General features: G+C 32.1%; 13 protein-coding genes and 1 tRNA gene. 3 read left to right on the top strand and 11 right to left on the bottom strand.

The window, feature by feature from the left end:
- Window positions 1-121 precede the first annotated feature (121 nt).
- From BW946_RS14105 to BW946_RS14095, 3 genes are all read left to right on the top strand, one after another.
- Window positions 122-760 carry an alpha/beta hydrolase gene (locus BW946_RS14105; RefSeq protein WP_076596786.1) on the top strand — a complete coding sequence of 213 codons (639 nt, stop codon included), beginning with the start codon at window positions 122-124 and terminating at the stop codon, window positions 758-760.
- Between the two features lie 118 nt (window positions 761-878).
- Window positions 879-2198 (top strand): PDZ domain-containing protein, encoded by a 1320-nt coding sequence (locus BW946_RS14100; RefSeq protein WP_076596785.1) that lies wholly within the window; start codon window positions 879-881, stop codon window positions 2196-2198.
- Between the two features lie 4 nt (window positions 2199-2202).
- A complete protein-coding gene (locus tag BW946_RS14095) occupies window positions 2203-2730 on the top strand; it encodes a hypothetical protein (protein ID WP_076596784.1) in 528 nt (175 codons plus the stop codon).
- On the opposite strand, the gene BW946_RS14090 is transcribed toward BW946_RS14095, so the two are convergent.
- The 11 genes from BW946_RS14090 to wecB all read right to left on the bottom strand — a co-directional run bounded on the left by BW946_RS14090 (window position 2723) and on the right by wecB (window position 14698).
- Window positions 2723-3751, bottom strand: a complete 1029-nt coding sequence (locus tag BW946_RS14090; protein WP_076596828.1) for a L,D-transpeptidase — start codon at window positions 3749-3751, stop codon at window positions 2723-2725. The genes BW946_RS14095 and BW946_RS14090 overlap by 8 nt on opposite strands.
- A gap of 570 nt (window positions 3752-4321) precedes the next feature.
- Window positions 4322-4395, bottom strand: a tRNA-Asp gene (locus BW946_RS14085).
- Window positions 4396-4640: 245 nt separating this feature from the next.
- Window positions 4641-5741, bottom strand: coding sequence for a glycosyltransferase family 4 protein (locus BW946_RS14075; protein ID WP_076596782.1), 1101 nt, complete (start codon window positions 5739-5741; stop codon window positions 4641-4643).
- Between the two features lie 669 nt (window positions 5742-6410).
- Window positions 6411-6977 carry an acyltransferase gene (locus BW946_RS14070; protein ID WP_076596781.1) on the bottom strand — a complete coding sequence of 189 codons (567 nt, stop codon included), beginning with the start codon at window positions 6975-6977 and terminating at the stop codon, window positions 6411-6413.
- A complete protein-coding gene (locus BW946_RS14065; RefSeq protein ID WP_076596780.1) occupies window positions 6967-7887 on the bottom strand; it encodes a glycosyltransferase family 2 protein in 921 nt (306 codons plus the stop codon). Before BW946_RS14065 ends, BW946_RS14070 begins: the two co-directional genes overlap by 11 nt.
- Window positions 7888-7950: 63 nt before the next feature.
- Window positions 7951-9003 (bottom strand): glycoside hydrolase family protein, encoded by a 1053-nt coding sequence (locus tag BW946_RS14060; protein WP_139326011.1) that lies wholly within the window; start codon window positions 9001-9003, stop codon window positions 7951-7953.
- Window positions 9004-9018: 15 nt separating this feature from the next.
- The gene (locus BW946_RS14055) at window positions 9019-10104 is read right to left on the bottom strand and encodes an EpsG family protein (protein WP_076596778.1); all 1086 of its coding nucleotides are present in this window, start codon (window positions 10102-10104) and stop codon (window positions 9019-9021) included.
- 10 nt (window positions 10105-10114) lie between these two features.
- Window positions 10115-11197, bottom strand: coding sequence for a glycosyltransferase family protein (locus tag BW946_RS14050; protein WP_076596777.1), 1083 nt, complete (start codon window positions 11195-11197; stop codon window positions 10115-10117).
- Window positions 11187-12269 carry a polysaccharide pyruvyl transferase family protein gene (locus tag BW946_RS14045; protein ID WP_076596776.1) on the bottom strand — a complete coding sequence of 361 codons (1083 nt, stop codon included), beginning with the start codon at window positions 12267-12269 and terminating at the stop codon, window positions 11187-11189. Before BW946_RS14045 ends, BW946_RS14050 begins: the two co-directional genes overlap by 11 nt.
- Window positions 12266-13579: a lipopolysaccharide biosynthesis protein gene (locus BW946_RS14040; RefSeq protein WP_076596775.1), complete on the bottom strand. Its 1314-nt coding sequence runs from the start codon at window positions 13577-13579 to the stop codon at window positions 12266-12268. The genes BW946_RS14045 and BW946_RS14040 overlap by 4 nt, the downstream gene beginning before the upstream one ends.
- Entirely contained in the window at window positions 13580-14698 is a 1119-nt protein-coding gene (gene wecB, locus BW946_RS14035; RefSeq protein ID WP_076596774.1) for a non-hydrolyzing UDP-N-acetylglucosamine 2-epimerase, read from the bottom strand.
- Between the last annotated feature and the right edge of the window lie 19 nt (window positions 14699-14717).

The following is a 14717-nucleotide window of genomic DNA, read 5'->3' as shown; positions in this document are numbered from 1 at the left end:
TGAAAATTCAAAAATATACTCTAAATAATTAATCATTACACATAAATCATCATGCAGCAGAAGTTCATTGTATGAATAACAAAAGTTAAGATTCTGTGGGTAAATTAATTATCTTTGCTGTATGAATTTAGATTATCTAGTAAGAGAGCCGGAAAATATTACTTCCCAAACTCCCATTCTTTTTATGCTTCATGGCTACGGCAGCAATGAGCAGGATCTTTTCAGTTTTAGAGAAACGCTACCCAATGACTGGATTATTGTAAGTTTCAGAGCTCCGCGTGATACTCAGTTTGAAGGATATTCATGGTATGATATCAATTTTAATGATCCCGAAAATTTCATTGATGTTCACCAGGCGAATGAATCTTTACATGCTGTTCTGGAAAGTATGCTGAAGATTATCAACCACTATGGACTTACGGAAAGCAAAGCTCATCTTTGCGGCTTCAGCCAGGGAGGAATATTATGTTATGCTTTGGCTTTAAAACATCCTGAGCTTTTCAATCGTGTTGCCTGTATGAGCAGTTATCCTGAAGAAAAAATCCTGGACAGTATTGTAAAAGATAAAAAGAAACTGGAAGGACTTCGTTTCTTCATTTCTCATGGTACGGATGATGCTGTAATCCCACTTGAATGGGGAAGAAAAGCAGCAGATCTACTTTATGATCTCAGCTGTTACTTTACATTCAGAGAGTATATGAGCGGACATGGTGTTAATCAGAAGAATTACATGGATTTGATGGACTTCTTTTCAAAGTAAAAAGACTTCTTTAAAATAAATTCAACAAAAAACACTACTTTATTGTAGTTTATATAAACATTTCAGGTTTTGGAATGTTTTTTTATTATGATATAGATAAATTCACTAAATTCAGTAAATGAAATTTAAATTGCTTTTACTGGGACTATTTCTAAGCATTTTTGTAAATGCCCAGAATACTTTTGAACTGATCAATACTAAAAAAGCAGTTATTCCTTTTAAGTTTATCAACAATCTTATCTTTATTCCTATTAATATTAATGGTGCAGAACTTACCTTTCTTCTGGATACGGGAGTTTCTGAAACCATTCTTTTTAGCCTGGAAAATAAAGAAGTGAAGCTAAGCAATGTTGAAAAAGTAAAATTTTCCGGACTTGGGGGAAGTTTAAGTATTGATGGGCTGAAGTCTGAACGTAATCTGGGCAGAATAGGTGATGGAATAATCAATACCACTATGTCTCTTTACATCATTATTGATGAAGAATTTAATATTTCGCCTCACGTAGGAATTCCCGTAAATGGAGTGATTGGCTATCATTTCTTCAAAAACCATCCTATTTATATCGACTATTCTTCCAAGAAAATAACGGTATTTGAAGATGCATCTCTTTTAGAAAAGAAAATCAGAAAATTTGAAGAATTTCCCATTACTATTGAAAGAGATAAGCCTTATATGTATGCAGGGGTAGAAATGACGAATGAAAAGAAAGACTCAAAATTACTGATTGATCTTGGAAACAGTGATGCCATATGGCTCTTCCCCACGCTTATTAAAAATTTTGTTTATAACAGACCTAATATTGATGATTTTCTTGGCCGCGGTTTCAATGGAGATATTTATGGTAAAAGAAGTCGTATCCATAATTTTTACCTCGGAAATTTTAAGTTTGAAAAGCCTCTTACTTCTATGCCTGATGAATTCTCTATACAACACGTCAATTTAGTAGAAAACAGGAAAGGATCTGTAGGCAATGAAATTATGCGCAGATTTACAGTAATTTTTGATTATCCCAATAAAAAGTTATATTTGAAAAGAAACAGATACTTTAAGGATCCTTTTCATTTTAATATGAGCGGATTGGACTTCAAGCAGGACGGGCTGGAATGGCAGCAAGACAGAATAAATATTGAAACTCAAAAATCAGCTAAAGTAGTTAATGAAGTTTATAAAGAAGCTTTTCGTTATAAATTCAGTCTGAAGCCTATATTCTCTATTGCAGGAGTAAGAAAAGACTCTCCTGCATATGAAGCAGGCCTGAAAAAGGAAGACAGAATTCTAAGTATTAATGGAGACCCTACTTCTGAGATGACACTGGAGAAAATTGTAGAGCTTATGAAATCTAATGAAGGCCGAAATATTACTATGGTTATTCAAAGGAAAAATGAAAAACTCATATTAAGTTTCACCCTTCAAGACCCTATTCCTTATCAAGAATAAAAATATGAATACCGAAGAAACCACCTTAGACAGAATAAGAACGAGACCCAGATTTAAAATGTTTACTCACCTTACCAAAGAAGAGTATGCTGAAAATCTGAAAAAATATATGGAAGTGCATAAAGATGAGTTTTCAGGCAACATCAATAAAGAAGTGGCTACCATCTGGGTAAAAACAGAATATGATAATTACTGGAAACCCCGTCTTGCCTTACGAATAGAAATGGAAGATGAGCATACGGTAATACGAGGCGTGTTTGGCCCGAGTTCTGCGGTGTGGACATTCTTTATGTTCCTTTATTTTTCTTTTTCTATTCTCTGGATGACCTTTTTCACCATGTATTACGTTGAAAAGCAAATAAAAAGCGCCGAATACCCTTGGGCATTGAGCGCTTCTTTTATCATGTTATTTTTTATTATTCTTACTTATATTGCTGCAAGATTCGGGCAATATAAGGGTAAAGAGGAAATGCTTAATCTTAGAAAATTTGCGGAAGAATCTACTTTACAGTTTGAAAAGAAAATTAATTAGACAGAGATTCTACAGGCTTTTCATTCTGAACAGGTACAGCTGATGCTTTTGCCGCTTTGATAGAATCCGCCACTTTTTCTCTGTTGCTTTGTTCTTTAAGCATTTTCGGGACATCCGGTTCTAAGAGTTTTGTAAGTTCTTCAACAGAAATATTGTTGGCATTAGGATCGTCCAGAAGCTTTCTCCATGGTTTTCTTCCGCCCCATTTATAATCTCCGAATACCATTACTGCTGTACCTCTGGCTTTAGTGGTAGCACCTCCGGGATTCAGAATCCAGGTATCTGCATAGGAATACAGCCATTGGGCATCTTTTCTCAGCAATCGTAAACATGAGTGCGAAGCAGGATATCCGGGAAGCGTATATTCATGCCATCCGATTCCTCCTATATTATGAATATTAAAGTTGTAAGGAAGTTTCCATTCACTGCTCACGGTGGAAATAGCCAGTTTCTTTTTCCAGTTGGCAAAAGTAAGTCCCCTTGTGGTCTGAGCTGCTTTTTTACCCATACTTGTAGGTCCCCATTTCACGAGACTTCCATTAGAATATACAGCAAAAGCCTGTATAGGATATGAGAAGATAACAAACTTTTTCACTCCGCTCAACACATCCAGCTGCATGGGAAAAGGTGAATATGCCATCAATGTTGTATCTATTTTCGCAGGAACAACCAATGTGTCTGCATTCCATTTACTTTTAGAATCTAATCGGTTTAAGGCTAAAATAGCAGTTCTTTCCTCTACACTATATTTTTTACTGAATTCTGCATAAATAGAATCACGCATTTTTTTATCCTTGGGAAGAACAAAAGCGTTATAAAAACCATTCTCCTGCATAACAGGTGGAACGGATTCTTTTTTTACTACAGGAACAGAATCTTTCTTTATAGAATCTTTTTCAACCTCCGGAACTTCTGAAGAAGAAACGGTATCTTTAAAAGTATCACTTATTTTTTCTATTTCCTTTTTACAGGAAACAAGCGAAAAAGCGCATAAGCAGACATAAAAAAAGGATTTTTTCACAGATATGTTTTTCATAAATAAATCGGCCATTTAGTTTGGCTACCCAGTACAAATATCAGACCTAAATTTGAATCCTAAAAGACATTCTTAAAAATACCGTAAAAAAACGGATGCTTTATCACTGTAAATGAGGAGTTATAGTTGACAAACCGAAAGAAAACATAGATTTTAAAGGTATTCCCCGATATTGAAAAGAAACATTATTCATCAGTCTTTTCTCTTGTAGAAATCCATTCTAGATTTCTCTTTTGTCAAAACCGTTAAGCATCCTGATGCCATCCTGCCCCACCTCGGCATCCTGTTATTAAAAGTTTCTTATCTTTTTCTACACTGACATCACATAAACATGAACAGCTTGAGTGCGAAGAGTCCGGTTCTTTAAGCTTTTCAAAACGTTTGCTTCGGATTATACAAATAAATTTCAAACATCCCGTACACTCCCATTCCATCATCAGGGACAGAAAATGCTATATCACCATTCCCGTCAAAATTATAATCTTCGATAATACGGATCAGTCTCAAAAGTTGGGGTAAAAATAAAAAAGTCTTCTATTTCTAGAAGACTTTTTGCGATCCGGACGGGACTCGAACCCGCGACCTCCGCCGTGACAGGGCGGCATTCTAACCAGCTGAACTACCGGATCAATAAGGTAGCATTTGCTTTTTAACTGGTGCAAATATATAGCTTTTTTTAGCTTCTTCAAAGAAACCTATTTCTTTTCTTTCACAGTGATTGTTAAGGTACAGATTGTCAAACACAAAAAAGCGGATATCCTTACTTAAAGAGTAACTTTGTAAAAAATCATATTTAAACTTTGAAGAAAAATTTCTGATCAAGCTTTACCATCAACATTAGTGTTACTTTACAAATATATGATCACTATAAATTTTATCTTCGAAAACCTTTTTCTTTTATTAATTTGTTATATTCACTTAATATAGCATTCCAAATCACTGACTGCTCGAATCGATCTTCAATCATTGGTCGGGCATTCATCTTTAAAGCCTGATAATAATCCTTATTCATGATCATTTTCTCCATTTCTTCTGTAAGTCTTTCACTGTCTTTTACAGGAACAATTACCCCATTTTGATTTTCTATTATGATTTCATTACATCCATTGATATCAGAAACGATACTTGGCAGCTCCATTGCTCCAGCCTGCATTACTACGTTAGGAAATCCTTCACGATAACTAGGAAAAACCAACGCATTAGAAATCGCAAAATAAGGACGCACATCCTTCTGAAAACCTACAGAAATAATATTTGGATTATTTTCAATCTCTTTTAATGTATCAGAATATAAAGGATCCAGCTCCTGTTCCAGACAACCTACCAGTAATAATTTTGAACGCTGCTGATTTTCTTGATTATTTAAAGCAGAAAATGCTTTTATCAATTCATTAATTCCTTTGTCTCCCACCAAACGCCCTACAAACACAAAAACAAAATCAGTATCTTTTATTTTCAATTGCTCTTTGAGAAGAATTTTATGATCTTCCGAAACTTGTTGAGGCGAAAAGAATGAAGTATCAATTCCGTTTGATGATCCATTCCCGATTACTTTAAGCTTATACTTGTTCGTATATTTGTGCTTAATAATATAATCAGACAGTCCTTTTGAATTTGGGTACACCTGGGTTGCAGAAGCATAGGTAAGTTTTTCAACAAGATCTAAAACATGACGTTTCATGCCTTTTACCTCCATCAATGGTAAACCTGCTACTGTATGCAGCCGATGAGGAACTCCTGCCATTCTTGCAGCCAGCATTCCTACAATACCAGCTTTAGGGGTATGGGTATGAACAATTTGGGGGTTTTCTCTTTTTAAAAATTTGTAAGTACTCCATAAAGATTTAATGTCTTTTATTGGGGTAATCTTACGAGACATATCAATCGATATTACATCAATCCCTTCATCATTTTTCACTTCATCCAGTTCCTTACCAGGTGATGAAACACCTATTACATCAAAATGTTCTGACATAAATCGGTGCTGCCCTTTCAATAGAATTTTTAAAGAAAGTGGTACTGTTGTAATCCGTATTAATTTAGCTTTCAACTTCTTTTTATTTTTTTATTATTCCTGTAAAATCTGGAACTAATGAATAAATTTCTAGCAAATCTTTTTTTGTGTTGTAAAATATTATCAAAAACACTATAATTCACATATTTTTGATAAAAAAAGATAATATATAATCCCGCCCTAAAACAGGTCCAATTTCAAACAGAATTAGTTCTGAATTAAAACTGCATCATTACTGCTTTGGAAAATCATTTATTTTCCAATTTGGTTAAGTGTTTTTTGAGTTTAATAGCTTTTTGGTAGTTACAAATTGTGTATAATCATCGATTATTGCTAGCTATTTTTGGTATTGAATACCTTTGATCTCATCTATTCTACATACTATTACTTTAGCTCAGATGAATTGTTTAATATTTTAATTTACTATTATTTTTAACATCATTAAAGAAAGTAGAATTTTTGTTTATTATACAGAATATTTCAGTTTTCAAGTTTCATAAGCAATTTCATTACATTTTTAATATTTATAGGTATATTAAAAATTTTCATTTCAATTTTTATGCATTTTTTCTACCTATAATACAACAAGCAAAAATCTTTCCATTATCACATTTTTGGGGAAAACAATACTTACAATTTCTTTATTATTTTAGCAGGCACACCACCTATTATTGAATTTTCTTCAAAAGTTTTATTAACAACAGCCCCTGCTGCTACAATTGATCTTCGTTTAATTATTACGCCAGACAAAATCCTCACTCCACAACCTACCCACACATCATCCTCAATGACAATTGGTTTCAGAACTTCTTTATTATATTTTATGGGAGTTGTAAGATCTTCCCAAGTATGATTTGTAGAAATAAGCGTTGTTGCATGTGCTATTGATACATCATTACCTATCTTAATTCCTCCCGCACCTTCTAGATAACACATTGGATGAATACTAATATTATTTCCAAATTCTATATAATTCAAATTAAATATAAATACCCCTGGTTGTACAGATACATTATCCCCAACCTTCTTGGCCAAATTTTTTATAAATATATATCTTAAAACAAGCCCTAATTTACCATTTGTATTTCTAACTCTTCTTAGTAAAAATTCATTTCCGTTTTTACCTAAAAAACTAAAAATTTTAACAAATAAATCAATAATCTTTTTAAACTTTTTAAACTGATCTCTACCTTTCATTATTCAATTTCTTAATATTGATATCATTAGAGAAGCTATCTCTTAAATAAAGTCCAAAGCCAAATGGCAGGAAAATAAGAGATAATGGAAATACTCCCACCTCTTTCAATAATTTAAATATACTTTCATTTTTACAAAAAGCGAATCTCCAATAATTAATTATAGATTTTATTTTAAGTTTTAAAGGACTTTTTGAATTATTGGCCAATTCTTTATATAGTAATGTCGCATATTTAGCATTCTTTCTTCTGTTACGAATGCTATTATAGCTCAATCCCCCTTCTAAATATTCTGTTATATAAATAGCCTCATTAAAGTACCTAAATTTATATTTCATAGCCATTCTATTCCATACTATTGATTCTGCAACGAATTTTTCGCCATCAATATCAGGGAAGTGAAACTCTCTGAACTTTTCGGTTATTAAAACTTTTGCCATGTCGGCTATAACCCCAAACTTCTCTCTTCTTTCTATTAAATTTGAATCTGTTATAAAGGTAGGGAATTGTTTGTTTCCAATAATATTCCCTTTAGGTGAAGCTCTATAGCCTACAACTCCAATAAAAGAATCATCCCCTTTTATACTTTTATACTGATCTTCAATAATTTCCAAACTATTATCTGGTAAATAATCATCACTATCTACAATGAAAAATAATTCCCCTTCTGCTAAATCCAGGCCTTTATTAATAGCTCGGTGCTTACCCCCATTATTTGTTTTATGATATTTTATACTTATCTTTCCGTCATCAATACATTGTTTAATCAATAACGATGTATCATCTGTACTACCGTCATCTACAATTAACCATTCAAAATCACTAAATGTTTGCCTTAATAAGCTTTCATAAAGTTTTGATAATTCTTTTTCCCTATTATAAGTAGGTGTAAAGACTGTTATTAATTTCATTTCTAAATATTTATATTAAAATATTTCTAACTTGGAAATTCTCGCGTTTTCAATTAGCAATCATCAATCTTTCTTTTGAATCTGAGGGTATAAGTCAAATAATTTTCCATTACTAAAAGGCTTAACAACATTTTTCGTGGATAATTTATCTACTTTAAAATAACCTCCTATTTTTCTGATATCAGGCTTGGCCTTAAAACCAGCAATATAAATTCCTCCATTAGCGTTCTCCACCGATATATTGGAACAAAAAATAGTAGTCGATTTCGGTGCAACCTGACTACCATAATTACCTAAATGCAGATCTATACCTACATTTACATTATTTATTTTTATGTTACTTAAATTAATATTTTCTAATATATTAATGTTATCATTAGGTTCTATATCAATAGCTGCCATCGGATTTGTACCATTAATATTTGCAATTAATAAATCTTTAATAATTAAATCTTTACCTCCTTCAATTGAAATACCATTTCTTCTAACATTATTTATTACACCTCCTATTATTTTTATTTTTTCTACCTCAAATAGTTTTGCTCTAGCAATACCCGATCTCATACTATTCATTGTTTTCACTATCATAATTCCGTCGCCCCAGCAATTTGAAATATTTATATTATAAATTTCAATATTTCTAGCCCCCCTAATATCAATACCCATCCCCCATTCACCTTTAGAGTCCAAGTGCTTGTCCCGATCACCTATTAATCTCGGATTATAAATTTTGACGTTTTCAATAGCATGTAAACCAATAATTTGATATCTTACATCAGCAGTTGGTTTTAATATTAATGCTGAGTTTTTTTGAAAGTATATTTGTGAATTTGATTGTGCAAAAATTCCTGTAGTCATTAATGGGAAGTCTGGCATTATAACATTTTTATTAGCATCAATAGCTTTTTGAATATAATTTGTATAATCCACACTTCCATCTTTTACATATCCTTTTGGAAGTACTGTTTCAATTTTAAAAAAATCAGCCGTCTGTATATTAATATCCTGAGTTATTATTGATGAATAATCAATCAATATTTCCTTCCTTTTTTGAGAGCAACAAATACTTGAAAACAGTAAGAAGTTAAACAGAAAAAAAACGCTTATAGTTCTCATAATAAATTATTTATATTATTTTAAATTAAATATTAGGAACAAGAAAAAACATAGTAAAAATATGCCAAACATGTTGATTAATCCCATTTTATTTCTAGTTTGTGTATAAGGATACATTAAAAATGGTATAAAAATCCAAGACAATACACCAAACCTATCACTAAAAGCAGCCGAAAACATAAGAAAGAAAAAAGCAGAGGTAAGCATATACGTTACATAAAACCTTTTATACTTTAAATGCTCCTCAATATCTTCAATACTTTTAAGAGTATAATATCCAATCACTGCAAAAATGGTGTTGAATATAAAGAAGTTTGCCCTAAAACCCGTTTTGTAAGCAACTTTAGCTCCCTTGGAATAATATTGATCTAATCTCTCTTCTACTAAAATATTTATAATAGGTATTTTACCTAACAGCTCATTAAGGTTAAAACTCACTAACGAAAGTACTGTAGCTGCAATATAAATAGAAAATATAACCTTGAGGTTATTAATTTTGGTAGACATAAAAAAAACCACAATAGGAATGATGATAGAAGCATGATTAAAAAAAGCAATAGTGAAAAATACAAGAGACAACCATCTTTTTTTATTATAGAAAGTCATAGCTAAAAAGAAAAAAGAAAAAGCAATTCCTTGTTTTGTTGTATTAATTCCCATTGCTTTAAAGAAAAACATACTTATCACAATGAAGAAAACAAGAAATCTATTTTTTCCTGTTAAGTTCCGTATACCTATCACAATAGGTGTTATATACAACATGGCATTTATTGTAAAAAATACTTTATAGTTATCACTCAATTTACGAGCAAGTAATGATATAAAATAAGTTCCTACATCTTTTAATTCGCTTAAAGATTTAATAACTCGGGAACCATTAAAATAAACCAATGTTCTTGCTGAATCAGCCCCTACAACTTTATCTCTTGTTCCTATTATAACAATCATTACCAATGCATAAAACAATAATAAGAAATTCTGAACATCATCAGAATTCTTTCTTCTATAGACATATTCATTAATCAGAATGACAGCAAAAAGAGCCACACTCATATAAATAAGTGTAAATCTTAAGTCAAATGCATGTATAATAGGATCCATTTTTCTCTTTCTACAAATTCTGCATGATACGGTCTAATTCAAGATCATAATTATAACTGCTATAAAATGATTTTGCATTTCTTGAATATTCTGTATAATTTTCCAAGATACTCTGTAGGGTTTCAGCCACTTTATCTTCTTTTCGGAAATCAATACATTCTCCCATTTTATTGGTTACAATTGTATTAATAAGTCCTGGAATATCATTTCCAATCATAGGTATTGCAAAGTTAGAAAACTCCCATAATTTGTTGGGCGCACAAAATATATTATTCAAAGAAGAATGATCGTATGTTAATATACCAATATCCGCATGGCTGGTTACATGCAAATGATAAGGCGGTGCAACAAACGGAATATGGATAATGGAAGGACATATAGTCTGTAATTTCTTCAAATACTCTGTTTCCTTACCCATTATAATCAATGCAAAATCTTCTGACTGATTGATGTAACGGCAGATTCCTTCCAATTCTCTTTCAGGAAAAATAACTCCCTGGTAGATAATTTTCTTTTTCCCTTTTGCGGATTCCAAGAGGTTTGACAATTCATCAGTTAGAGGGAGATTTCTTTCAGACAACTCTGAATAAGGCTTATTAAGAATCACCTCCGGGGTTTTATTGAGCTTCCACCAAACCCGAAGTATATTGGCTCTGTCTAAATTTGAACAGATGACCATTTTTGCATTTTTTGCAAATTTTTCAAGACCTTTTATATACCTTGGTGCATAATCGAACAGCTCATATAAATTAAGCACATAGTTAAGTGACAGTAGCTTTTTTCCTAGAGCCAGTGTAGTATCTGCAGCCGGAATCCAGATCAGTTTATCCTGATAATGGTTTTCATGCATAATTTTCCAAAAGGTTGTTCTGATCTTAAACCAGTATAAAATCTTGTTGGATGAAGGTTTTATCTCGGTTAAATGAACTTTATAACAAAGACGGTTCAGCTCATCTATTAAGTTTCCTTTCTCAAAGCCTAAAACAAGATGTATTTTATAACCATTTTTATTCAGATACTTTATAAAAGCCAGTAAAGGAGGGTAATCTGAAACGCAGGTTTTATGAACAATTACAATTTCTTTATTCTCCATTAAATGTACTGTTATATTTTTTTATAAATTGATTCAACATATCATCTGCTTTTGTTCTCAGCTCCGAAATAGACTTCTCATGATTATTTTCTAACTCAGAATTGAGTAAATCACCAAGTGTCACAATATCGAAACGATCATCCCATAAAGCAAATGAAGGAATCTGCTCTGTAAGAATTCTTAATTTAGGCTCTATTTCAACACAGATTACTTTTTTTCCCAACAACCCGGCAATGATTGCACCGTGGTAACGGGCAGTAATAAATGTAGAAAATGAGTTTAAAATTTCTATAAAATCATTGATTTGCATTGTTTCAGGATGCCAGACGATACTTTTATAATTCTGTATTCTTTTGATCCATTTCGGATCTTTATCTTTTGCAAATACAATAAATGTAACGTCCAGATGCGGATTGGAATTAACAAAGTGGATCAGTTGGTCCTGATAATCAGCCGGACTGTTCTTCCAGTCCCAGTCTCTCACGATAATTCCTATTTTATTGGTATCTTCTGCCTTTGGAACATTTTGAATATGTTTATAAAAATAGGATGAAAATACTACATCAGCTCCTAAGAATGATTCAATATTCCAGTCGTTACAGTAATTATAAGAAACCCGATCTCTGACCCCAGTGAACAATGAATCTTTTAATTGATTCTTTGCAAATTCTATAGCCTGTATATTATTATTAAAAGGTCCTAAACCAAAACCTAGAAAAGCCTTTTCAAAACCAGACACTTCTGCATGATCAGCAGAACTGATTTTCCGAAGTAATTTTTTTAATATTTTAACCGGATTTTTAGAAATATTATTCTTTATTTTGGTTGCAAGCGTAGATTTTTCTATAAAAGAAAAAAACTGTGTTCCACCACCATACACCAATAAATCATCTTTCTGATTATTATTATATGATGAACCGCTTAAAAATTTTAGCACATAATTATTTTCAGCTCCAATAAAGTTCAGTGATTTGTTTTTAATATTGGCCTTGATAAAATCCTCAAATACAATCATTAATAAATCATCACCAAAATTACTATCACCATATGCTCCTTTTATTGATATATTCATGAAATATAATATTTTATAAAATAATTTATTATTATAACAATAACTACTACAGATGTAATCAAACAAAGCTTTCGGATTCTTACTTGTATTTTTTCAGATTTCAATATATCCCAATATCTAAAAATAAACATAAAATAAAACCCAATTAAAAATGAAATCGAAATACCTTGTAATCCCAATATTTGTATTAGGACTATACTAGATACAATTGAAATAATTGCTCCTAGCAAAGAGGTGATTGTAATTTTTAATGTATTCTTTTCTTTCTGATATTTTAACCCCAGAAAACCTGCGATGGCATTGAAGCCTACTCCTAAATATAGAAATGGCATATATTGCCAAGCTTCAAAATATTCTTTGGAAACTAGTATTTTAGTCATTACAGGAGACACCATTCCCAGGAAGAAAGCTAAAGTTATTTCAAACATAATAAACTTATCTAGCAATCTATTAAAGGTGATATCATCTTTTTCTTTTAAAATACGATCCTGTAATGGCAACAGTAAAACAGAATTGATCACTAAAAGCAATGCAGGAAAACGACTGGCTACCGCATACAAACCATTTCCTTCAGCTCCCATATAATGCAGTATAATAAATTTACTGGCAGAAGATATAGCCCACCAGCTCATTAAGTTGGGGATCAAAGGCAAAGAATAAGATGCCATTGATTTTATAAGCTTAAGATCCCAATACTTAAATTTGAAATACCGGATTATCCTTACTTTATATAAAACCAGAATACATGCAACAGTATAAGCTACAATATTGGCAATGAATACGCCTTCAACATTTAACTTTAACAGGTAAATGAATATGACATTAAAAACAACAATTAAAAAAGTAGTTAAAATCCCGTTGATAGCAAACTGTCTGGTATTCCCCTGCCCTCTTAAAATACTCTGCAGTAAGGGCAGTAAGCAATTAAGAAAAATCAGTACTATGAAATATCCCTGATACTGAAAGCTGTTAAAAAAAATATAAACAGAAAAGCCAAGACAAAAGAGAAGATATCCTATACATAATGTTATGATAGAATTGGTCATAATTTTTGCCTTCTCGGTTTCACTGATATATTCTTTATCAATTAGCCATCTGTAGGTAGCATCAGAAATCTGTAAAGACACCAATGGTGCAAAAAGACTTATTGTTGTGAGCAGTAAGTCATATTCTCCCAATTCTTTTTTAGTGAGAAAATAGGTATAAAAAGGGACTAATAAAAATGAAAGAATCTTTGATCCAAAGCTTCCTATGGAATATGTTAAAGTTTCTTTAAACATCTTCTTTTTGATCAGAGAAGATATATTCATTTATTTACTTTTTATAAAATTTACAATGCGCTTACAAGCAGTTCCATCTCCATAAGGATTATGCAGTTCTCTCATGGATTGATAGCGTACCGGATCATTTAATAAACTTTGCGCTTCTGAGACAATTTTATTTTTATCTGTACCTACAAGAATTACAGTTCCTGCATTCACAGCTTCGGGTCTTTCTGTAGTATCACGCATTACCAGCACCGGTTTCCCAAGACTTGGAGCTTCCTCCTGTATACCTCCGGAATCGGTAATGATCAGATAAGACTGGTTCATAAGCCATACAAAAGCCGGATATGCCAGGGGCGCTATCAGGATTACATTTTTAACATCAGATAAAATTTCATATACCGGCCCTTTTACATTAGGATTCAGATGTACAGGATAAATAATCTGAATATCAGGGTTTGTTACAGCTATTTCTTTTAAAGCTTCACAAATATTGATAAATCCCTGCCCATGATTTTCCCTTCTGTGGCCTGTCACCAGTATTATTTTTTTAGAAAGATCTATATTGGCCTTAAGGGTTTCTATTTCTGTGTTATCTATATGTTCTACTTTTGCAGAGCTAAAAAATAATGCATCGATCACTGTATTTCCTGTAATCAGTATATTTTCTTCTTTGGTGTTCTCAGCTAATAAGTTCTGCTTAGACTGTTCTGTCGGAGCAAAATGATAATCTGCAATACGTCCTGCTACCTGTCTGTTAATTTCTTCCGGAAATGGAGATCTTTTATCATGGGTTCTTAACCCGGCTTCTACATGGCATACTTGAGCACCGGAATAAAAACTTGCAATGCTGGTAGCCATTGTAGTAGTGGTATCTCCATGTACATACACATAATCTGGATTAAAATCTTCCAAAACAGATTTCATTCCTGTAAGAATATCAGCAGTCAGATTATACAAATTCTGGCCAGGCTTCATGAGATTTAAATCGTAGTCTGGCTTGATATCAAAAAAACTTAAAACCTGATCCAACATCTCTCTATGCTGAGCTGTGACACAAACTTTAGTCTCAAATGATGATTCTTTTTGAAATTCCTTTACCAGAGGAGCCATTTTTATAGCTTCGGGTCTTGTTCCAAAAACAATCAGATGTCTTTTTTTCATAATTTTAAGCAAATAAATA

This window comes from Chryseobacterium sp. RU33C (assembly GCF_900156015.1).
In the GTDB taxonomy this organism is placed as follows: Bacteria; Bacteroidota; Bacteroidia; order Flavobacteriales; family Weeksellaceae; genus Chryseobacterium; species Chryseobacterium candidae.
Note: the sequence above shows the minus strand (reverse complement) of the source record. Positions and strands in the feature narration are given on the sequence as shown.